The organism is Pseudoalteromonas luteoviolacea (genome assembly GCF_001696455.1).
Classification (GTDB): domain Bacteria; phylum Pseudomonadota; class Gammaproteobacteria; order Enterobacterales; family Alteromonadaceae; genus Pseudoalteromonas; species Pseudoalteromonas luteoviolacea_C.
On sequence record NZ_MAUJ01000001.1, the window covers coordinates 1,372,695 to 1,395,344 of the forward strand.

At 41.8% G+C, this 22,650-nt stretch carries 16 protein-coding genes; 8 read left to right on the plus strand and 8 right to left on the minus strand.

The genetic code is table 11. The features are described from left to right. Positions 1 to 2: 2 nt before the first annotated feature. From A7985_RS05920 to A7985_RS05940, 5 genes are all read left to right on the plus strand, one after another. Complete coding sequence (locus A7985_RS05920; RefSeq protein WP_065789491.1) at positions 3 to 668, plus strand: hypothetical protein; 666 nt, start codon at positions 3 to 5, stop codon at positions 666 to 668. Between the two features lies 1 nt (position 669). Then, a complete protein-coding gene (locus A7985_RS05925; protein ID WP_065789492.1) occupies positions 670 to 2,121 on the plus strand; it encodes a beta-barrel assembly-enhancing protease in 1,452 nt (483 codons plus the stop codon). Between the two features lie 125 nt (positions 2,122 to 2,246). Then, positions 2,247 to 2,594, plus strand: a complete 348-nt coding sequence (arsC, locus tag A7985_RS05930) for an arsenate reductase (glutaredoxin) (RefSeq protein WP_065789493.1) — start codon at positions 2,247 to 2,249, stop codon at positions 2,592 to 2,594. A 4-nt stretch (positions 2,595 to 2,598) separates the two neighbouring features. Further along, the gene (locus A7985_RS05935; RefSeq protein WP_065789494.1) at positions 2,599 to 3,150 is read left to right on the plus strand and encodes an NAD(P)H-dependent oxidoreductase; all 552 of its coding nucleotides are present in this window, start codon (positions 2,599 to 2,601) and stop codon (positions 3,148 to 3,150) included. Next, positions 3,147 to 3,581: a DUF2069 domain-containing protein gene (locus tag A7985_RS05940; protein WP_065789495.1), complete on the plus strand. Its 435-nt coding sequence runs from the start codon at positions 3,147 to 3,149 to the stop codon at positions 3,579 to 3,581. Before A7985_RS05935 ends, A7985_RS05940 begins: the two co-directional genes overlap by 4 nt. A 95-nt stretch (positions 3,582 to 3,676) precedes the next feature. Here the strand turns inward: A7985_RS05940 and A7985_RS05945 are convergent, their stop codons facing one another. Both A7985_RS05945 and A7985_RS05950 read right to left on the minus strand, forming a co-directional pair. After that, positions 3,677 to 3,991, minus strand: coding sequence for an RnfH family protein (locus tag A7985_RS05945; protein ID WP_065789496.1), 315 nt, complete (start codon positions 3,989 to 3,991; stop codon positions 3,677 to 3,679). Beyond that, the gene (locus tag A7985_RS05950; RefSeq protein WP_065789497.1) at positions 3,991 to 4,425 is read right to left on the minus strand and encodes an SRPBCC family protein; all 435 of its coding nucleotides are present in this window, start codon (positions 4,423 to 4,425) and stop codon (positions 3,991 to 3,993) included. The genes A7985_RS05945 and A7985_RS05950 overlap by 1 nt, the downstream gene beginning before the upstream one ends. A 142-nt stretch (positions 4,426 to 4,567) precedes the next feature. Here A7985_RS05950 and smpB point away from each other — a divergent pair, with 142 nt between their 5' ends. After that, the gene (smpB, locus tag A7985_RS05955; RefSeq protein ID WP_023401520.1) at positions 4,568 to 5,047 is read left to right on the plus strand and encodes an SsrA-binding protein SmpB; all 480 of its coding nucleotides are present in this window, start codon (positions 4,568 to 4,570) and stop codon (positions 5,045 to 5,047) included. A gap of 273 nt (positions 5,048 to 5,320) precedes the next feature. Here the strand turns inward: smpB and fabB are convergent, their stop codons facing one another. Beyond that, entirely contained in the window at positions 5,321 to 6,535 is a 1,215-nt protein-coding gene (gene fabB, locus A7985_RS05960; protein WP_065789498.1) for a beta-ketoacyl-ACP synthase I, read from the minus strand. Between the two features lie 181 nt (positions 6,536 to 6,716). Here fabB and mnmC point away from each other — a divergent pair, with 181 nt between their 5' ends. Then, complete coding sequence (gene mnmC, locus A7985_RS05965) at positions 6,717 to 8,702, plus strand: bifunctional tRNA (5-methylaminomethyl-2-thiouridine)(34)-methyltransferase MnmD/FAD-dependent 5-carboxymethylaminomethyl-2-thiouridine(34) oxidoreductase MnmC (RefSeq protein WP_065789499.1); 1,986 nt, start codon at positions 6,717 to 6,719, stop codon at positions 8,700 to 8,702. A gap of 26 nt (positions 8,703 to 8,728) precedes the next feature. Here the strand turns inward: mnmC and A7985_RS05970 are convergent, their stop codons facing one another. Next, the gene (locus A7985_RS05970; RefSeq protein WP_256096662.1) at positions 8,729 to 9,592 is read right to left on the minus strand and encodes a flagellar protein MotY; all 864 of its coding nucleotides are present in this window, start codon (positions 9,590 to 9,592) and stop codon (positions 8,729 to 8,731) included. Positions 9,593 to 9,815: 223 nt separating this feature from the next. Between A7985_RS05970 and rnt the strand changes: the two genes are divergently transcribed. Further along, positions 9,816 to 10,484, plus strand: coding sequence for a ribonuclease T (gene rnt / locus A7985_RS05975; RefSeq protein WP_065789501.1), 669 nt, complete (start codon positions 9,816 to 9,818; stop codon positions 10,482 to 10,484). 52 nt (positions 10,485 to 10,536) lie between these two features. On the opposite strand, the gene A7985_RS05980 is transcribed toward rnt, so the two are convergent. The 4 genes from A7985_RS05980 to A7985_RS05995 all read right to left on the minus strand — a co-directional run bounded on the left by A7985_RS05980 (position 10,537) and on the right by A7985_RS05995 (position 22,484). Further along, on the minus strand, positions 10,537 to 12,168 hold the full coding sequence (locus A7985_RS05980; protein ID WP_065789502.1) for a DUF342 domain-containing protein: 1,632 nt from the start codon (positions 12,166 to 12,168) through the stop codon (positions 10,537 to 10,539). Positions 12,169 to 12,668: 500 nt separating this feature from the next. Further along, positions 12,669 to 14,324: an H-type lectin domain-containing protein gene (locus tag A7985_RS05985; RefSeq protein ID WP_065789503.1), complete on the minus strand. Its 1,656-nt coding sequence runs from the start codon at positions 14,322 to 14,324 to the stop codon at positions 12,669 to 12,671. Between the two features lie 212 nt (positions 14,325 to 14,536). After that, on the minus strand, positions 14,537 to 15,070 hold the full coding sequence (locus A7985_RS05990) for a GNAT family N-acetyltransferase (protein ID WP_065789504.1): 534 nt from the start codon (positions 15,068 to 15,070) through the stop codon (positions 14,537 to 14,539). A gap of 208 nt (positions 15,071 to 15,278) precedes the next feature. Continuing rightward, complete coding sequence (locus tag A7985_RS05995) at positions 15,279 to 22,484, minus strand: leucine-rich repeat domain-containing protein (protein WP_065789505.1); 7,206 nt, start codon at positions 22,482 to 22,484, stop codon at positions 15,279 to 15,281. Positions 22,485 to 22,650: the final 166 nt, after the last annotated feature.

The following is a 22,650-nucleotide window of genomic DNA, read 5'->3' on the forward strand; positions in this document are numbered from 1 at the left end:
ACATGCCACGAGCAAATAATAAGGCACGTTTGCCGGCTAACCCAACATTAAAAGAGATCAATTGGTACAAAAAACAAATCAATTGGGGTGAGCTTCCTCCTTTTTACCACCTTGTTGCTTCTTCAGTTAGTGAGAGTGAAGGTATTTTTCAGCATGGCTTTGATAATGCAATCAAACGCCTAATCGACAAACGAAATTGGAATCTGCTTCTGTTAGATGGGTACGAGGATGACAATGGCATAATTCATTGCGAAACAGCGCCAAAAATCCACCTGCATCAAGTATTCACCGACAGAGGGTTTGAGCTTTGGGCTTACCCAATTGCACGTAACGTAAAAGTCGACACTTACCTCAAAGATAATAAATTTTTGGAGTTCAACGTGTGGGATCCACACGCAATGAAAACTCTGGTGAGATTTAGCCAACTACATAAATTTATTAGATTTTATTTTGAGCGCGGCGATATTGCTGATAAAGCACTTATTCTTCATGCGCATAAAGTGGTGCATCAAACTATCTCTCTTTTGAAAAGAGAATTGAACGTTGTGTGTGTTGACGGGGTCTCAATAAAAGATTTTTATATGTTATGTGAAAAAGACGCCAGAGCATGCGAAGACGAAATCAATCTCGCAAAAATTATGCTCGGCGACGATTTAAAGAAGGACTAGAATGCAATTTAAAAAAGCAATTGTCACCACTTTGTGTGCCCTATCTCTGAGTTTTTCTGCTGCTAATCAGGCAAAGTCCGACTTTAAGCTACCCGACCTTGGTACATCGGCTGTGCAAGTTTTGCCAATTGAGAAAGAACAGCTCATTGGCGATGTTATGATGATGCAAATACGCTCTGGATCTCCACTGGTTCAAGATCCAGTGCTAGACGAATATTTATCTACATTGGGTAATAAACTCGTGGCAAGTGCCAATGATGTGCGATTTCCCTTCACATTTTTTTGGTTAGACAATAAAGCCATCAATGCATTTGCATTCTATGGCGGTCATGTAGGTGTCCACACCGGACTTCTCGCCCAATCTGACAACGAAAGTCAGTTAGCTTCGGTCTTAGGCCACGAAATAGCGCATGTTACCCAGCGTCACTTAGCGAGAAGAATTCAACAAGCGAAAGATAACAGCGCACTGACAATTGCTGGATTAATAACGGGGATTTTGGCAACAGTCGTTGCACCAGATGCAGGCATGGCGATTCTCGCGGCAAACAGTACGCAGGCTTCTTTGAGTCAACTAACTCATAGCCGTAAAGCTGAGCAAGAGGCCGATCGGTTTGGTATGCAAACGCTTGAAAGAGCGGGTTACGACCCTTATGCAGCCAGTGAATTTCTAACCAAACTTGCGGCGCAAGTGAGGTTTCAAAACAAGCCCCCTGCATTCTTGTTGACTCACCCGCTGCCTGAATCTAGGGTGTCTGATGTGCGTCTACGAGCACAACAATATCCCAAAAAATATGTGCCAAGCAGCGCTGACTTTCACTATGCGAAAAGTCGCGTTATGGCGCGCTACCATATGAAAGAATCGGATGCTCAGGCCTTTTTTGAAAACCAATTGAGAACAAGCTCCGCGCTCGATAATAGCGCACTTCAATATGGTCTAGCCATTGCCCTACTAGATCAGGATAAGTATCAACAAGCTGAAGAAATCATAATTAAGCTAATGGCTTCAAAGCCCAATAACCTGTTCTTTTTAGATGTGTATACTGACATAAAAATTGGTCAAGAAAAGTATCAAGATGCCATCAAACTTCTTGATAAAAAGCATGAACTTAGACCTAACAATCAAGTTATTACACTCAACTTAGCTAATACCGCGATTAAAGCACAGCAGTACGACAAAGCTGAACAATTGCTAAAAGTTTATTTGCTTGATAAACCCAATCATGTACTTGCAAAACAATTACTAACGGAAACATACAAACTCAGTAAAAACAAAGCGGCTTACCATGAAGCAAATGCCAGCTTGTTATCTCACTATGGCGCATTTATGAAAGCGGCAGACGAAGTACAAAAAGCACTGAACTTCGTAGAAAAAGAAGACGAGATAAAGCGCTTGAGGCTTAAAGCTTTACTAGCCAACTACCGAAAAATGCAAAAAGAGTTAGCAAAACTCTAAACCACACATGCTGCCTAACAGAAGCTCGATGTATTTTAGTCGCCATAAACGTTAGGCAGTATGATTTTGTTACGATACAATCTCACTCAATCAGTAAAAACAAATTCGCTCATTAAGGGATTCTTATGTCTGTTATTATTTATCATAACCCTCGCTGTTCTAAGTCTAGACAAACGCTCGCACTACTGGAAGAGAACGCCGTTCAACCTGAAGTTGTTGAGTATTTAAAAACCCCCGTTGACGCAGCAACTTTAGACACTCTCATCGCAAAATTAGGGTTTGAATCAGCACACCAATTAGTGCGAAACAAAGAAACCATCTACAAAGAGCTAGGGTTAAGCAAAGAGAGTGATGAGCAAACTCTTAGACAAGCTATGATCGACAACCCAAAACTAATAGAGCGTCCAATCGTAGTGAATGGTGATAAAGCCGCATTAGGTCGTCCTCCAGAGTCTGTGCTAGAGATCATTTAAACATATGCCAACCATTCTAGTGCTTTATCACTCTAGCCAAGGCTCTGTTGCAGCTATGGCAGATGAGATATCCGATACACTCAGCGCCCTTGGCGCTGATGTAAGGTTACGCACCTTTGTGCAGCGCCAACCTCACGATGTTGTCGTAACTAAGCAAGACTTAATAGAGTGTAATGGACTCGCGTTTGGCTCGCCCACACGGTTTGGTATGATGGCTGCTCAAGCCAAAACATTTTGGGAAACAACCAGTGACATTTGGTTGAAAGGCGAACTCATAGACAAACCAGCCTGTGTGTTTTCTTCTTCTAGCAGTATGCACGGAGGGAATGAAGCAACCTTGCTGAACCTGTCTTTACCCCTGCTTCACCATGGAATGATGCTAATGGGAGTACCCTATGATGTACCAGAGTTATTGTCTACCACAAGCGGTGGTACACCTTATGGTGCTAGCCACGTAGCAGGCATGGATAACAGCGCCGAACTGACAGAAACAGAAATTAAAATCTGTAGAGCCTTAGCGACACGCCTATTTAACGTATCTAAAAAGTTATTATGAGCCACATCCCAAAGCAACCTAAAACTCAATTATTTTATAAACTAGCCTTGTTCGGCTATATCGGGTTATTGATATTAATGCCAGTTTGGCTGTTCCTTATCTCGCCAAGGGAAGGACACAGTATTGGCTTTATGTTTGTTGTATACATATTGCCACTACTATTACCGCTTAAAGGCATAATTAAAGATAAACCGTATACCTTTGCATGGGCGAATTTCATCGTGCTAATTTATTTTATTCATGGCTTTACACTGCTTTGGATAGCGACTGATGAACTTGTCTGGGTAATACTGGAGCTGCTTTTTTCTACTTGTATGTTTATCGGCTGTACTTATTATGCTCGCCACCGAGGACAAGAGTTAGGCCTAAAAATTCGCAAACTGAAAGAAGACTTAGCTGATGAAAAATCGGCCCATGAAAGCGAAGAATAGGCATACCTATCGCGCGATTATTTTGAGAGTTACAACATAAAGCCACACTATCATGTGGCTTTATCGCTCAAAGCTGTGCACTCACCCTTTTCCTACTAGGCTCTGCCACCCGTTATTTTATTTGCTCTTCCCTCTTCTTTCGCTTTATCGGCTCGTCGCCTTCTCGCCTCTTTCGGGTCAGCAATCAGAGGTCGGTAGACTTCAATCCTATCCCCCTCTTTAACCACTTGATGCGCCTTAACGGTTCTATTCCAAATACCCAAACTTAAACTAGTTGGATCTATTTCTGGGCACCGTTCTAAAATACCTGATTGCAGTACGACTTGCTCAGCTGATGTTCCCTCTGCAACATCGACTGTCACAGTGGTTGCTTTGTCTGGTAGCGCAAAAACAACTTCTACCTTTATCATTACCTAGCTCCATAGACTGATTTAGCACGTTGGGTAAACGCTGAGACCATATTTTTTGCAACTTCATTAAACACTTTGCCAAACGCCAATTCGATTAATTTACTGGCGAATTCGAACTCTAGTTTTAAGTTAACTTTGCACGCATGCTCATCTAGCTCAACAAACTCCCAATAACCTTGCAAAGATTTAAATGGTCCGTCAACCAATTGCATTCTAACTTTATTACCTTCAAATATATTTTTGGTGGTAAACCATTTTGTCAGACCAGCCTTCGTAATTTCTAGGCTGGCAGTCATTTCTTCATTAGAACTACTAAGTACCTTTGCACCAGAACAGTTTGGTAAGAAATCCGGATAGGCATTTACATCATTGACTAGGTCAAACATTTCTTGTGTGCTGTACATCACCAATGCACTTTTTTCTACTTGTGGCATACGATCTCCAAACCTTTATCAGAGCGATTTTACCAAGGTTTTAAAGATTTATCTTGTTTGCAAAGTCACTGTAGGCGAAAATATGCCATAAAAATTAAATAACACTGTTTTCCAATTCGATTTGTAGGTAGACTAAGCCATTATGGCAAAGAAAAAATCAAATAAATCAACAAGCAATACCATCGCGCTCAATAAAAAAGCGCGTCATGAGTATTTTTTACACGATAAGTTCGAAGCAGGTATGGAACTACAAGGTTGGGAAGTTAAAAGCATCCGGGCTGGTAAAGTTAATATCTCTGAAACTTATATTCATCTAAAAGACGGCGAAGCATTTTTGTTAGGCAGTCAAATTCAGCCATTGAACAGCGCATCTACCCACGTAATATGTGATCCTTTACGTTACCGCAAGTTGCTTTTAAATAAACGTGAAATTGACCGTTTAATCGGTGCAACTGAGCGTGATGGCTTCTCCTTGGTAGCTACAGCGATGTACTGGAAAAAATGTTGGGTAAAACTTGAGTTTCACCTCGCTAAAGGTAAGAAGATGCATGATAAACGTGCCGATATCAAAGACCGCGACTGGTCTCGTGATAAAGAGCGCCTTATGAAGCATAAAGTTTAAGCCTATTCACAGTAGCCGCTAATTTCACTGCGGCTACTCAATCTACTTATTGTCCTAAATAACCACCCTACAAAATATTTACTAGCCTCTTTGCACATCAAACGACTTTAGAACAACCATTACGCAGTATTGAGTAGGGGTTGAGATAACCGATTAAACTTTTAGTTTGCTATGTATTATCGACAAGCGTAGTTTTGAGTAATTTTGCTACCAAGCTATTACGGATTGCAAAAAAAAAAGCCCTTACGGGCTTTTTTATAGGGCTAATTAAAATTAACCCTTATATTTTTGTACAACCAATGTTGCGTTCGTACCGCCAAAACCAAAGCTATTAGACATTACTGTGTTTAGCTCTACATCACGACGTTCTGTTACGATATCTAGGCCTTTCGCTTCTTCATCTAACTCGTCAATGTTGATTGAAGGAGTGATGAAGTTATTTTCAAGCATTAGCACTGAGTAAATAGCTTCGTGCACGCCAGCAGCACCCAAAGCATGACCTGTCATCGCTTTTGTTGCACTGATAGCAGGCGAGTTGTCACCGAATAACTCTTGAATCGCACCCAGTTCTTTAACATCACCAACAGGCGTAGATGTACCGTGAGTATTCAGATAATCAATCTCACCTTCCACGGTTGCCATTGCTTGCTTCATACAACGAATAGCACCTTCACCAGATGGTGCTACCATGTCATAACCATCTGACGTCGCGCCATAGCCCACAATCTCACCATAGATGTGTGCACCGCGCGCCAAAGCATGCTCAAGCTCTTCGATAACCATAATACCGCCACCACCAGAGATAACGAAACCATCACGGTTTGCATCATATGTACGAGATGCTTTCTCTGGTTCTTCATTGTATTTAGTTGATAGCGCACCCATCGCGTCAAATTCCATTGCCAGTGTCCAGTGAAGTTCTTCACCACCACCTGCAAAGATAACATCCTGTTTGCCAAGTTGGATTTGCTCAACAGCGTGTCCTACACAGTGTGCAGAAGTAGCACATGCAGAACTAATTGAGTAGTTAACGCCTTTAATTTTGAATGGTGTTGCAAGACATGCAGATGTCGTACTAGCCATAGTACGAGGTACCATGTAAGGACCTACACGCTTAACACCACGCGCGCGCAAAGTGTCTGCCGCCTCAACTTGGTATTTAGAAGAACCACCACCTGAGCCAACAACAAGGCCAGTACGTTCGTTTGAGACTTGCTCTTCATTCAAGCCTGAGTCTTCAATTGCCTGAGCCATTGCAATGTAAGAATACGCAGCAGCATCACCCATAAAACGATGCGCTTTACGGTCAACCAGTGATTTCACGTCGATGTCAATCTTGCCAGACACGTTACTACGTAAGTTCATGTCTGCAAATTCTTGGTTAAAAGCAATACCACTTTTACCCGCTTTCAAAGATTCTAATACTTCTTGCTTGTTGTTACCGATGCTAGATACAACACCGATCCCCGTAATAACGGCTCTTCTCATGGGTAATTCCCTTAGAACTTAAAAAATTTAGGTGTATTCTACGCGTAAAATGCTAATCAAGTGGTCAGCTTTCCAGCGTACACACGTACTCTGAACTGATATTTGCAAAATTGCAACGGACTAATGCAAATAAAAGCAGTAAAATAGCGAATAATTACTGAAGATATTCTAACGTATTTCTATGATAAGTAACGCACAAATCCACTTTAACGACTTAGGCACACCTGTTGCTGATAATTTCGATGACGTTTATTTCTCCAACGACGATGGACTCGCGGAGTCTAATTACGTCTTTTTTGAGCAAAATAATTTGCCAGAGCGCTTCGACAATCACCCACGACCTCACTTTGTTATAGCCGAAACTGGATTTGGTACTGGGCTAAACTTTTTAAATAGTTGGCAGCGATTTAATAGTAAGTCAAATGAGTCGAGTATCGAACGCCTTTACTTCATTTCATTCGAAAAATACCCCATTAAGTTGGAAGATTTAAAACAGGCTTTGCAAGCCTGGCCAACGCTTAAGCCACTCTCTGATCAACTTTGTGACAAGTACCCAATGGCCTTGCAAGGATGCCATCGACTTGAGTTTGAACAAGGCCGAGTGGTGCTTGATTTATGGTTTGGCGACGTTCAGTCCTCACTCCCTCAAATAGCCTATAAAGATAAGGGAATAGTCGATGCGTGGTTCCTTGATGGGTTTGCGCCGAGTAAAAACCCTGATATGTGGCAACAATCTTTGTTTGATGCCATGGCAAATTTAAGTCAAGCCGATGCGACTTTTGCGACATTTACAGCCGCAGGTTTTGTCAGAAGAGGCCTTCAACAAGCCGGGTTTGACTGTAAAAAAGTCAAAGGCTACGGTAGAAAAAGAGAGATGGTGGTTGGTCAACTGGAAAACCCAACCCCTCACCAGACTACACCTATTTATTTTCAACAAAATAAAGCTTCGCTCGATAATGTGGCGATTATTGGTGGAGGTATCGCGACAAGTTGCTTAATGTACAACTTGGCAAAAAGAGGTATCAAAACAACGCTATTTTGTGAGGATGATACGCTGGCACAAGGCGCATCTCATAATCGCCAAGGGGCTGTTTATCCAAACCTACAAAGTGAATTTGGAATACCCTCTGAGTTTTATGCGCACAGTTTTTTGTACGCCCTGCGATTTTACCAATCATTAGCAAAGCAAAATTACCATTTTGCCCACCAATGGTGTGGTGTACTGCTACAAAGCGTCACTGAAGCAAAAAAACTACAACACCATAAAATAGCTACCAGCTCCCTGTATCCTGAGCAGCTCATCAAGTCAGTTACAGCAGCACAGGCACAAGAAATTGCAAATATCGACACGCCCTATGGAGGGCTGTTTATAGAGCAAGGAGGCTGGGTAAGCCCGCCAGAGCTAACGCAGGCGGTATTTGAAGCCGCAAATGACCTTGTGCCGAACAAGACGTATTTTAATACTTGTATCGATAAATTGGAGCGAAAGCAGAACGGCTGGTACTTGATTTCTAAAGGAGCAGAACTGGGGCCATTTTCGGAAGTTTTTGTATGTGCTGGAGAACATAGCGATCGCTTTGAGCAAACAAAGGATATCGGTATTCACGGCGTTCGGGGTCAAGTTTCTCACATAGAGGCTGGCGAATCATCAGAGCAGCTTTCAACCGTCATTTGCCATAAAGGCTACTTCACGCCAAGTCAAAATGGTCAACATTGTATGGGGGCTACTTTTGAAAAACACTCAAAATCGAGAGAAGTGACTGTTCAAGATAATATTACTAACCGAAAGCAGTTAGCTGGCTTTTACCAAGGCACAAAATTTGACAACAGTTTAGGTGAAGTAAAAAGTGCCAAGGCAGCAGTAAGGTGCTGCTTTAACGACCACACCCCAATGATCGGGCAAGTGCAACAAAAAGAGGATGTAATTCAAGCTTATCGCAATATCAGTAAAGGTAAGTTTTATGACTATTCACCTCAAGCGCTGCCACATCAAGGTCTACACATTGTTACGGGATTTGGTGCGAGAGGCTTATGTTCAGCACCCATGGTCACAGAGCACCTTGTTGCAAGCCTTTTAGATGAGCCGCTTCCTTTTAGCGAACGCGTACACGAATCCCTTCACCCTTCAAGGTTATACATACGAGACCTGATACGTAATAAGGTATAGTCTGCTTCGAATTGGCCAAGCCCTGCTTAGGGCTTGGATATTTGAATAATAACGCGTCGGTTTGCCTCTCGACCGATTGGAGTTGTATTAATCGCCACGTGGCGTTTTTCCCCAAAGCCATCTGCAACGATCTTATTGGCTGGTACGCCCTTACTGGCCATATAATCCTTAATGGCCATTGCCCGCTTCTTAGACAAGTTTAGATTGACATTTTTGCCACCGTAGCTGTCAGAATATGCTGAGATGTAAATAGAGCCTATGTTCGGGTCGTTGTTTAAGTACTCGCCTATCATATCCAGTCTTTTGCGCGAAGATTGAGTTAACTCGCTAGAATTTTTACGGTAATTCATGACTACAAAAGCGATATCTTCAAAGCTGTATGGGAGTAAATTATCTCTACATTGCAAGAACTCCCAGTACGATTTTTTAAAATTAACCGAAGACAGTGACACGGAAATTTGGTCGTGTTTATTGTTCCAATCTTGGTAGTAAAATGTTGGCTGATACCCTTTTTCTAACTCAGTTAACATTTCCCAAGCGACCGGATTACTTAGTTCTCCGTCGAACTTTTTAAGAAGAGACATTTTACCCATACTTCTCGCGGGTAAGCCTGCACGCCAACTAGGCGGTACCGATTCAAGGCCAGCGAAATCGTAACTTTCAGGCCTGATCACCATATCCAAACTAAAGGTGAGATCTTTGTTTTTACTGGCAGTGGAACTAAAAATAGCTTCACCGTAATAAGGAACGTTGTGAGATAAAGTGCAAGACAGGCGTGTTGTCCGATCAACCATCCACTTAGAACTATCTACTGAGGCACTATATTGCCGCATAGCACCTTGCGCAGGCAAAACAACTGACAATCCAATTGTTGCAACTAAGACGTTGATATTAAACTTCACTTTTATTACCTCAAGCACTGTAGCTGATGTTCAGACTGATAATCTATCATCCGAATGTTCTTACTGCTCTAATTTAAGCAATTAACATACCGATTTACAGTGTCAAAAATACAGCTGTACACTTAAATTGTTATTTATCAGCTTATACTAATTAGCATCTTGGCGCACGATCAGTATAATAGGCGGCTCGATTTAGAAAACCAAGTTGACCATGGCAGAACAAGAGCAATCCCTATTCGCAAAGCGCTTCCGAGGCTTTTTCCCCGTTGTAATCGATGTAGAAACAGCAGGATTTAATAAAGATACTGACGCCCTTTTAGAAATCGCAGTTAGCCTATTAAAAATGAACGATGAGGGCGAGCTTAGTATTGATAAAACACTACACTTTCACGTTGCGCCTTTTGAAGGTGCTAACATTGAACAGTCCGCAATCGAATTTAATGGTATAGACCCATTCTCGCCACTGCGTGGCGCTGTAGACGAAAGTGAAGCGATTAAAGAAATTTGTAAAGCCGTCAGAAAAGCGCAAAAAGACACTGGGTGTCAGCGTTCAGTCATCGTGGCTCATAATGCTGCTTTTGACCATGGCTTTTTAAATGCCGCCATTGAGCGCAATAATATCAAACGTACTCCTTTCCACCCATTTGTTAGTTTTGATACCACTTCACTTGCGGGTCTAGCATTGGGGCAAACCGTGTTGGCAAAAGCGTGCAGAGCAGCTGGTATAGAATTTGACAACGCACAAGCCCATTCAGCGTTATATGATACAGAACGTACTGCGGAGCTATTTTGTTACATTGTTAATAAATGGCAAGCTTTGGGCGGATGGCCATTGCCTCAAGAAGACGAACAGGATACTCCGACTGGTGATGACGAGTAACGTTCATTCACAAAAAAAAGCAGCGAGAGCTGCTTTTTTTGTTTAAATATAATTAATTATTGAACTCTTGGGTAATTTTGCCTTCATCGAGCTTTACGAGATGTGGCGGGTAAATTCTAGAAAAAGAGCGGCTATCTTTTGCGATTGTCAGTTCGATACCCGGGTGCATTAATTCATTTACCTTTACACGACTCAATTTAACTAAGCGTTTAAGCTTTTGAGCAACTAATTTACTGTTCCTCACATTGCGCTGATAATGTGTATCCAAACGCTTTTCTGTGATTTCGAGCTTTTTCAAATACGCATCACGCTTTTCTGAAGCTTTCGTTTTTTTCGCTTTAATTTGGGCTCTCTTTACAGCCAAAAGTTTGTCAGACAAGAGTTTATCGAGGTTTTTAAACTCATTTTGTTTTTTCTTCAAATCATACCAGTCTTGAGCCAATACAATTCTGGTACGTGTGCCAGATGGCGCACCCACTTCGCCAGCTTCAATACGCATCGCATTATACACGTTGCCACCAATGAGTTTACCTCGAGGTGTATCACCCTTTCCTACCCGAATCAGTCGTTTAGATTTTAAATCGCAGTGCAGCGCTTGGCGCTCAATAAAGAGATCTTGATCTGACTCTATGTGGCAGTACTGGCCATAACCTACAGAGATAGTGCGCTTAGCCTTGATAATACAAGAAAAGTCTTCACCCTCTATTCGTTTTCGCCCAATGGCTCCGAGCATAACTGTGACCGCACTCTCACTTTCCAAATGGGCGGACTCAACAAAACCTATCACGGTTATATCACCAGTGGCTTTTATTTTCATGCCATCTTTGACATCACCACTGACCACAACACTACCATCGAATTCTATATGCCCAGTTGTGACGTCAACATTGTCATAGCACAGCACATCATCTACTCGCATACCGCGAGGTACAGCAACTGGGACGCCTTTGGCTTCCGCAATGAGCAGGTTTGGGTCATCCGGACTGACTCTCGTTCCCTCTGAGACTTGTAAGGTGAAATCTCTTCCAGGTTTTGGTTCGAGTATATCACCAAACACAGAGAAACCTTGTTCTCCTGGGGTCGGAGGCACGCGCTTCATCAATGGGCTACCCGGTTTGACCGTTATAATTGCTCCTAAATCACGCATGTCTACTTTACCGCCCGACTTCTGTTGCGGGCTAAGCACTCTATCTTGGGCTGTCATACATAAACGGACAAACCTTGCGTCGGTGCCGTCTTTTGCTCTTACACCATGTGCGACGATACCCGAGTAGACACTTCCGGGTGGTTGCTCAAACTGTTGGCCTAAAAACGTATCTAGCGCCCTCTCATTTATCCCCTTAACCACGCCAGCGCTTGTTAACGCAGCTCTTGCCTCATCGATTGAAATAAGCTTTCCGCCTCTAGCAGTGGTTAGCCGAGCTTCAGCTAGCATGTTATTTTCTTCGACATGGATCATGACAGAGGCGTCAACGGCTCTTGCGACGATCAGTAAATCTTTTTCACGATCATCGGATGGTGAAAACAATTGACCAATGTTGGCGTGAATGACATCAAAGTCAGCATAAGGAGATTGCTCTAACAGCTCAACGAGCTGCGCAGCACTCGCGGGAAACCCGGAATGCGCAGGGTGTTCCTTCATAGAAACATACCCAGACTCCTCATCAAAATGAAACAAAGACATCACTTCCTTCCTAAATACTCTTGCATTTTTTATTTGTTTTTATGCAACCATCCTCATTTCAGCACAACAACCCTGTAATGTTAAGTCAAAAAAAGCAGCTTTTAGCGCCAATTATGAATGAATGTAAACACGGTTAGTGCCAAAAATGGACAAGTTACTATTATTACTAAATTTATCGTGAAAATACGTGATTTCTTTAGCAAAATACGCAATATGAGACTTTTTACCTAGTCTTAAAGTATCAAAAAACAAGATGTTTAATCACGTATTCACGTGCTTTAACTTCAACAAATAGAAAGCAGTATAAAAATCACTATTAGCATTCACTTCAAAAGATAGCAGTAATTTCTATGCATTATTTAGGCCACAAATTGGGTAACGCTGTGTATTTAATAAAGGTCCGATGTCAATAACATGCAATGTTTGAGCTCAAAAGCTAAGGGGGAGTAATCGATATAAAAAAGCCCTCTAGAGGGCCGAGACAGATGTCCAAGGGTTGATCAATCTTTGCGCCTGATACTTAAGTTATCATCTCCGTTGCTACTAACCTGCTGAACAAGGCTAATACCACCGATGTCCATCACGTGGACTGTTTCCATGGTATGATTTAACTCTTTATCTTTTGAAGTCTCTTCAACTAACAAATAGTAGTGTTCACCAATTTGACCGCCTGTGTGATTAATATCTTCACTGAATAACTCATAAGTGGGGCTGCCAGATTGCGTTTCTAACGTACCTGTAGAACCACTTCCTGGCACAATTGCAATGTAGGATACAGTTTCGTATACATGGCCTTCGTTTAGGGTGTCTTGCTCATAAAAAGCCGCTTTAAAACCTGTGGTTGTGATGTCCTTTACGCGCGTAGCAATCGTATGCCCGCCATTAAAAGTTTGTACTTGAACGAAAACATGCGGCGCACTGGCAAAGCTTTGGCTAAAACTTGTTTGCTTAAAGACTTTTGTATCATTAAGTTCAAAGCTACCTACTTCAATGACTGTACCATCCGCCATAGTGTAACGGCCCTGCTCTAATGCCATATAATCAAAAGATTCTTTGTATGGATGGACTTGGTCTAAATAATTCCATTCTTTAAATGCAACGTCAAAACTCGTTGGCGACACATTTCTCAATCGATTAACCCCGCCGTGACTGCCATTAAAGCTCGGTGCTGAAGTAAAGACGGCTGGCGCGAAAAAGTTAGCATCGGCTGTAGAGTGCGATTGCCATTTATGGTCTAGGTTTTTTACGATTGAATTAGAAACCAAAGTGATTTTATTATCCAACGCACAGGGATCTGCCTGATAGCAGGCAACTGGTGCTCCTGAATGTGTCGCAAGGTCGTTAATTCGTAAAGGTAAGGTTGCAACTAAACATGTGCCGCCAGTCTGCATATTGACTTTATACAGTTCAGACTGATTTCTGTGACCATGGTCGTTGATCACTGCGCGGCTAACAAGCACATCGCCATTTTGGCCAATTGTTGCGCCTGTAACAGCAATTAGATTATGGTCAGCCTGTTTAATGAGTTCATAATTGTTCTCATCTGTTCGGTCAATTAAATAAACAGAAGTAGAAGACACTAGATACAGTTGGCCTTGATAGAACACCAAATCGCCTCGGTATTGTCCATCAATATCACCAAAATGCATCAGCTTGGTTGCCACTCCTGTGCCTTTGTCTATCTCGTAAAGGTCGGTGTAGCTATTAGCTATCAGTACATCATTTACTTCATCGTAAACCATGCCAATAACTGACTTGGTTCTATCGACAACGTGATGCTCTTGAGTCGCAAAATCGTAGTAAGCTAAACGGGTGTATTTAAACCTGTCGCCTTGAACGGGGATTTGGGCGAGCACTTCAGGCGAAGCGTTTAGCGCGCTTAAGTCCACTTTGTATTCAAATGGAATTGGCGAAGACGCATAATACATTCTATTGAGGCTTGTATCGTAGGCCATTGCTGCAGAGCTAAACTCTGCCATAGAAATTGCTTTTGCCGACTTGTCTTGCTCTTGTAGACTAAATAAAACCCCAGGTGCGCCACGACCTGAATTAATAGAGTATAGCTCGCCTAAGCAACTGTTTGCGCTGGCAACAGATGAGTAAACACTGGATGATGCGATCAGTAAGGGGAAAACTGCGCGTGACATATTTAGCATGTTAGAACCTTTTACTTCAATTCTAAATCGTTAAAATGACACAAAGAAATGACATACAATTGCTATATATGCCTTACGTCCTTTAAGGTAAGCGCGTCCTTTATAACTTTGTAACCTGTGATTGAACTATGCAAAATTCATATTTGTTATGCAATCAAATCAGGCTACAAATATCATGAACGGCAAATTCGAAAGTATAAACGGTTAACCTGTCAAATCTGTTTGTACATTGGCACAAATGTGATTGTTACCTCATCACTCAATTGATACTCGACAGAACCCCGCCCAGAAAACCCATGTTTTTCATATAGCTTTACACCCGGCAAGGTAGCCATCAGTTCGAGTTTTGAATACCCCAGTTTTATCGCCTCAGATTCACACTTTTTCATAAGCATTGAGCCAAGCCCTTGCCTGGCATACTGAGGTTTGACAAAAAATGCCCGTACTTTTGCCGCTTGGGATTCGGGGTCTAACTGAGTCGCATTACGACTTTTTTCATTGTCATTGCCAAAGAGTGTCGTGCGATAACTCCACCCTCCACAAGCAATAATCTCGTCTTGGTCTTCAATACAAAAATAGGTTTTATCTTTAATTAGTTGCGTATCAACTCCTAAAGCGCTTTCTAATGCCAGCTCTATTTGTTCCTCTGAATAATGCCGCTTAGACAACTCCCTTGTTGACTCACTGATGATTTTTTTCAAAACCGAAATATCTTGCTCTTGTGCTATTCTCAACGTGTAATTCATAGCTTCTCTCTCCTTGTCTTCACGTACGAAAAATTCGTTCGACAGCTAATGAGAATACGTTTAACACTAACCTGACGCAAGCACCACCACATTCAATCCAGCATGCATAGAATTGATTTATCTTGGAAAGAATCGCTGCTAGAAACAAAAAAGCTCCTACGCCATTTAAAACATAACGTAGGAGCTTAACAATATCGTACTTAGTCTTTTAGATGCGGTTTATTGCAGTGCAAAAATCACCTAGCTTTCCCTCCTTACACACAAGGGCAAATATTCTGCCATAATGCCTTTGCAAGTGAGACATTGCTTTGTCGCTAACAGTGGTGTCACCTAAGTAAATTTTAACATTTCGAACAGATGCGCCCCCTGTCACCTCGTCTAAGGTGTTACCTCTAAACTCTATCTGTAAATTCCCTATACCTTCCGGTAAATTAAGTGCTTTAATTGCCGTATTGTTTACTCTAAGCACTTCAAAAGTATTTAAAATTTCAATGCTATTGATAGCGGTTCCGCTGATTGAAAGCTGCTTCAAACCCGTATAGGTTGATAAATCAAACTCTTTCAATAATGTGTTATCTACAAACAACATTGCCATTAGGTGTTGGTCAGGCTTACTAAGCTCCACCAGCGGGTTGTTAGACAAATTGAGCACTCGCAGTCTCGAGAACTTACCAATATCAAACGTACTGACATGATTATCTGACAACCTCAAATTAACAATAGTGTGGTTCTGAGTGACACCTAACGCTTCCAAGCTGTTGCCAGATACATCTAGCGTTCTCAACGTAGAATCCTCTGGTATTTGCAGCGCCTTAAGCAAATTATTTTGCACACGTAGTAATGAAAGCTTGGGATTATTTCCCAACCTTAAATGCGCAATTTTACTATCTGCAGCGTGCACCATCGCAAGCTCAATCATATCCGTCAAATCAAGCTCTGTTAATTGAGTATTTGATAATGCAAGAATACGCATGCGATTTTTATTAACTGCAAGGTTTTCTAACGGTGTATTTTGCGCATTTAGTTTTGAAAGATTAGCCAAAGACGAAAGATCAAGGCTTCTAATTGTAGTGCCTTCAACTTCCAGTGTTTCTAACAACGTAAACTGACTAAAATCAACCTCTTCAATTAACGTATTTTTAAGCCCTAAAGTTTTAATTCGATTGCTTTGTGAAATACCCGTTATTGACGCAAGCGGTGCATTTGTGGCCCTTAAAGTTTCAAGTTGATTACTTTGGCCCAAATCCACAGACTTAATCGTACTGTAACTAATATCTAGCGAAGATAAATTGGTTTGGCCTGTCAAATCTAAGTGCTCCGGACCACTCACAGAAATATTTAGTGAGGTTAACTGCCCCCCCTGTGGTAGTGTCACTTCGGTTAGATCCGTCACTTTTAGCGTCAGTGATTTTAACTCTGTTAATTTAGACAAATCCAAATTAGATTGCGTCATATCAGCAAGGCTCAAACTGGTCAGGTTAGACATGCCGTTTAATTGTTCTTGCGCGAGATCACTCAGACTATCAATACCAGACAACGATAAACGCTCTAGCTTTTTAAACTTAACCAATTCAGAAAGATCCGTGAGAGAACGTATTTCCCCACCACTACACGATAAACTCTCGCTATATTCTAAGTTGCGGTGCACGTCATATGAGTCTACACATGCCTTTAAGTAGGGTTCTGAGATACCTAGTTTTTCAGACATTAGTTCCGGCACATTTGTAAACTTCGCTTTGATAGCACACGACTGCGAAATCTGTTTATTTGTAAACACCAGATGTGTGTCCGAATGCGTTAATGAATGAGATAAACCACACCCTTCAATGCTTTCGAGGTACATGCCCCAATCATGTTTTACAGTGACTTCTAACGACTGGCCAAGCAACAAGTAGGAGTGAATCGCATTCAGCTCAATGCTGCCGCCGGTCGTCGCTTCAACTTCGACGGTATACACGGGTATGTCATACTGCATTTCTCGAAGGGTGCCTTCAGCACAGGTACTGCCATCCAAATACTCACAAAATGTCATGGTTTCAGCATCGCTGCGCACAACTTCTAATATATAGTCTGCACCATTACGATTGTACTTGAGTTTACCGCCTAACAATTGCGCCTGTTGGTGCGGATATGTACCAGTTCCAATTTGTAAGCCATTGAGCTCTGAGTGATAGAGGTGCCAAAGCTGTAGCCCTCTGTCGGTTCGCTCATACAACCGCAGATAATCTGCACCAAAGTCTTTGTGGCCTTTAAAAGATGGGCTCCACAGAAAGTGTGGTTCGATTTCAGATACGCTCGTTTGTTTATCTAGCGTGATCACCCGTAGCCCTTCCACATCATTTTTATGATGTGAGAATGTGTTTGGCTTCTCTTTTCTTTCAATGGCATAGAGTTTGTCATTGTGCTTTGCGACCACTAAGTATTCACGCTTAAACCCTTGTGAGCAATGTTCAAATTCTAATTCACATGCTGGATCAAAAACCTTCTCTCTATCATTGAATAAAGCAGATACGGTAAGCTTATTGCCTTCCCAACTCGTTTTCGCTGCCCCGTTTAAATACCCTTTTCTAAAGACACCTTCTGGATATAATTCAAATCCTTCCGCACCGTATGAAGACTGATATCGCCACTTACCCACAAGGTTATCTATTTTAAAAGTGTTATCCTGTATTTTAACCAGCGCACCCGCACCGAGGAATGGCTTCACATTTTTTAAATCCGTATTACTGGCAGATATGTGTACCTTCTCAGTCACCAAATTAAAGCCGTCATTTCTTGCCTCCGTCATCTTAAACTCCACAAAGAAATCATACTCATCATGGAATACTTCTAGGTGACCAAACGAATTGATCCGCCAAGATATTATCAAATCTGGATCAGCTTGAGATTGAGCAATCTCTGGGTTCAAAGTGATCAACGACATCGAGCCTTGGTGGTCTTGCGACAAAGTCAATTTGTAGTTTTGTCCCGAGTGAACCAATGATTCATTATCCAAAGCGTGATGAGTGAGTAGCCAAGTGCCTTGCATATCTTCAGCAGTCACAGGCACCGTCGGCAACTCACTTTTATTGGCTACTTGTATCGGATCTAAATCGTACTCTTCGTTATCAATTTCGTTCACTGCTCGCCAAATGATTTGGTGTCCTTGATCTGTGGTTTTGAGATCAAAGCCAATGGCTTTAAAAACATCGATACCATTGGTAGATATGCGCGCAGTGCCACCTTTGAAGCGCGCTCGATATAACCCCTCTGATATCTTAGTCATATCTGTCGCTGTAAAACTGTCATGGGTATAGAGCATCCCATGGTGAATGTTACCAAACGATAAACGCCAGCTATGTGGGATTTCAGAGCGTGTGTTAACAAAAACAACGTCGCCTACATAGGGTGGACTTGGCACAAAAACAGCTTTGATTGCGCAGTCATGTTTGGGCGCATTTACAGAAAAAATATGTCTGAGATCAGAGGTGGTTTGTAACTTGCCGTCACAGCCTTCAATGCTCTTTAGCTCATATCCATCGTCAGGACTAGCCTCGATGGTAAAGCTCTCGCCATAGCTATAAGTATTTTTAGATGAAATGAGTTGGCCAAGGCCTTCTTGCTCAAGATTAATATTTAATGCTGGGCGTGTTGGTGAATAATGCAGCGTATTTGCAGCTGTACACTCAGCGCTCTCTATAAAATGACAAATTGAAAATCCGTTATCATTGACATCTATAAACTGTAAGTAAGAAACGCGACCATTTGCAATATGAGTCAGTTGAATTCGATCTGATAAAGCAAAAAGGAAATAGTCCTCACCATTGATTGATACGGCTTCTTGACACACCTTTCTAGGTACACTCCCTGTGCAGTGAGTAAATCGACTCAGGTTTACGACATCCGTCTCTGTTTGTGCGAAAAGCTCAGCACGCCCATCAAATGCATATTGATATCTATCTGTTTTGGTAAATGCGGCATGAATATCTGAATGAGTAAGCGCTTCATCGCTTAGTTCGAACAACATCACATTGCTGAAAGTAAAACCTCCAAATGACGCATTACCTATTTGAGAAAATTCAACGGCAATTTTATCTTCGTAAGTTGCCAAAAGCTTCAACTGGTGTGTAAAAAGAATCTCACAGTTCGGCAGCGACACGTCACAAAAGTCAACTTCGGTTCGATCCAAGGTGTAAATATGACGCAACAATTTTCCATCAACTTTTTCGACTGCCTCTGCATGTTTAAAAAAGTAATTGATCTGGTTATTTTCATCGATTTCAAACGCCGCTGTTCTCCCTTTTTGTTCAATTGGTGTCCATGTTCTTTGATAATCGATATCATCAAAACTAACATTTTGATGCTTAATCAATAAGGCTGATAAAAGGCTGCGTTTATTAAGATACATGTCCTCAAGGTAGATCAATTTGCCAATCGGTAAATTACGAACAAACTTTGCTGTCACATCATCACCGTGTTTATTAAAAAACATCTCGTGGTTTTTAATACCCCAAGGGATCTGCATTGGGTTGATATATGAAGAAATATCAGCCTCTCCATTATCGAGAAACTCAATAGCATAACTGTTTTTATTACCAAACTTATCTTGATAAGCGATTGACCATTGACCAATAAAATCTTCAGCTTGCTGTTCAGGCTTTGAGTCTTGGGAAATCAATCCAGAATGGAAGGCTTTTACTGTCTGCGACTTCCCATCAGAGAACATGCTAATATCACCGGAGAAGCGGCCTTTACTATTTTCATAGACATCGATGGTAATGGTTGAAACATAGTCAGTTGGAGATTTAAACTCACCTGTTCCGTATAATGGAAGCGGCTCAGCCAAGCGTAGCTCAATTTTAGAGCCATCTCGGTCCCAAGTAAAAGATACGTTTTGCTTAGCAGTTAATTGCCCTGTGCGATCTTCATTAAATGAAAGGGCAGCGACAAAGCCATTCATTAAAGTACGCTCACCAATGAAGTAGGTACCCAAAAGTGGTTCAGCCCCCTCGTTCATGAGATCTTTATCGGCCTTAATTTCAGCGCGCAACCTCGCCACAAGTTCAGGCTCTGACTTTTTAAGCTTTTTAAGCATTTTTCGAGCTTCGCGAAGGTTGTTAGCAAGCTCTAATGTCGAGTTTATGCCATCGGGTAACCCGTGACCATGGTCTATTATCGCCTTAAGTAATGCCGCAACTTCGAGCTTTTCTTCAACGTCAACATGTGCTCGCGCTTCTGTTAATTCAGCTTCACTAGTAAACGCGGGGGTCCCTTCTTTGAGCAATGCATACTCGGCAGTGGTTACGTTGGTAATATTGATGCCGAAATACTCTTTCGAATCAACGGTGTTATCTTCTCCTGCGGCTTCAACTAAACCCGCAACTTCACCAAGCTGAGAAACCAAAGCCACATCCTTTTGGCTGCCCACACCTTGTGCTGATAGCTCTATAAGGAGATTCTTTTGCGATTCATCAAGGTCAATACCTATTTCATAATTACCATTCGCATCCGCAATAGTTTGAAAAACATGCTCCCCCACTTTCAGTTGCACATTCGCATTGGCAATTGGTGAATCGGTCACCTTACCCTTAAGCGTTGTCGATGTTCGTAAATGCGCCACTTTAGCTGTAAACGCACTACCCGCTAGTGCGCCTTGATGATCAGTAACCACCACCGTGAAAGTGATAGTTTGATCTTCTGTGATATCAGGCACCTCAACAGTTAACGAATCACTATTTTCGCCTGCCAAGGTTAATTCTAAGGCTGAATCATGTTGCCAATAATATGTTTCTATCTGCCCATCAACATCCGTTGCATTGGCCGTTAAAGTAAATCGTGTACGCTCTTCAAACGCTGTATTTGACGCAGAGATGGTAACTTCAGGAGGGACATTCGGTAAAGGTATGACGGTGATTTGGTGTTCTTTTGTGGCTACGGCTCCTTGATTATCTGTAACCGTAACAAAAAACTTAATATCTATACCTTCATCCACACTAATTCCGGATACATGAAGTTCCTCAGAACCTGTATCACCAACATTAATAGAAACAGGCGATTCATATGACCAACGGTGGCTAACAATACTGCCATCTAAATCCTCCGACTGTGAAGACAAAGTAAATGCCATCTCTTCACCGATAGAAGTTGGACCTACTATCTCGACAACAGGGGCTAAGTTGCTTTTGGCAATAATGGTCACGGCCTTCGTTATAGTGGCCTCTGCGCCATCGTCATCCGTCACGGTAACTGTAAAATTAACTTGTTTATCTTCTAGTATATCGGGTGTGAGTATTGCGATACTTCTCGCTTGCACTTCTGTTGGGGATAAATCTAATCCACCATCATTACGCCATTTATATCCAACAATGCTGCCGTCGCTATCCGTCGCTTTTGCCTCTAGTGAGATAATCTGACCTTCTTCAACAAAAGAAGGTGCCAGTATGTGCACAGCAGGTGCTTCGTTTGGCTTAGGTGTCAATGATATCGTATGTGTTTTGAAGGTACTTTGGCCTTGCTCATCTGAAGCACTAGCCGTAAACGTAACTGTAGTTCGCGTTTCTATGTCTGGTATGGATATGGTGAGTTTCGCAGTCTCCTCACCAGACATATTAAATTCTAAGTCAGAATCATGTTGCCAACTGACTGCAACGTCACTCCCTTCAGGGTCGGTAACCGAAGCGATGAGCTGTAATTGTGAAAGCCCTTGTGCATCTGATGGCCCAGAGATCTCAATCTCTGGCGCTAAATTGATCAGTGGTTCAATGCGAACCATATGAGACTTTTCAAACATATTGTCACTAGTATCAACGACTAATACTGTGAAATTAACATTTTCTTCCGTTTCAATATCAGCACTGATAACACTTAACGTAGGCGTATTTTCACCTTTTAGTTGCAAAGGTAATTTTGAATCATGCCGCCATTGATAGCTCGCGACTTCAATCGACTGCTCTGCTATCTCACTTGTTAAGCTAAAAGGTTCAGATTCCGGCACCGATTCTATGCCAGTGATATTGATCGTTGGGACTGGCAATAGCGTTAACGCATGTTGTGCAGATGCTGAGCTGCCTTTATCATCTTTCACAGTTAGCGTAAAAGTAACACGATGAGGCTCGGCAATATCTGGACTGATAACTTTTAAATCTGGGCTGTTATAGTCACTGATATCTAACTCTAAATGGCTATTATGCTGCCATTGATAGTGAGCGATGCCTCCATCATCTTGTGCAGTTCCAAGCAATTTAAACTGGGTTTGTTCGAGTATTTTATTATCCCCAGAGACGACCACCGTAGGCGCTTTGTTGGCAGTCTGTTTACTATCATTATTTTGACTACTTGAGCCACCCCCACATGCTGTCAACGTTAGACAGCTAAAAATAATCGTACCTATTCTCTTTGCTTGACTACAGCCAATAGAATCCTTTAAGAAAAACACAAGCTTTATCCCTTTTCATTTCCTTTGTCCCTATTATCTTATCAAAGAAACCGTTTTTAAAATACAAGTCTTAACCCAAAGACAATCATTTATTAAAAATTTAAACCAAATAATTAAAATTTTTATTTTTAGTTAAATAGCGCTTAAATTAAGAACTTTATCGACC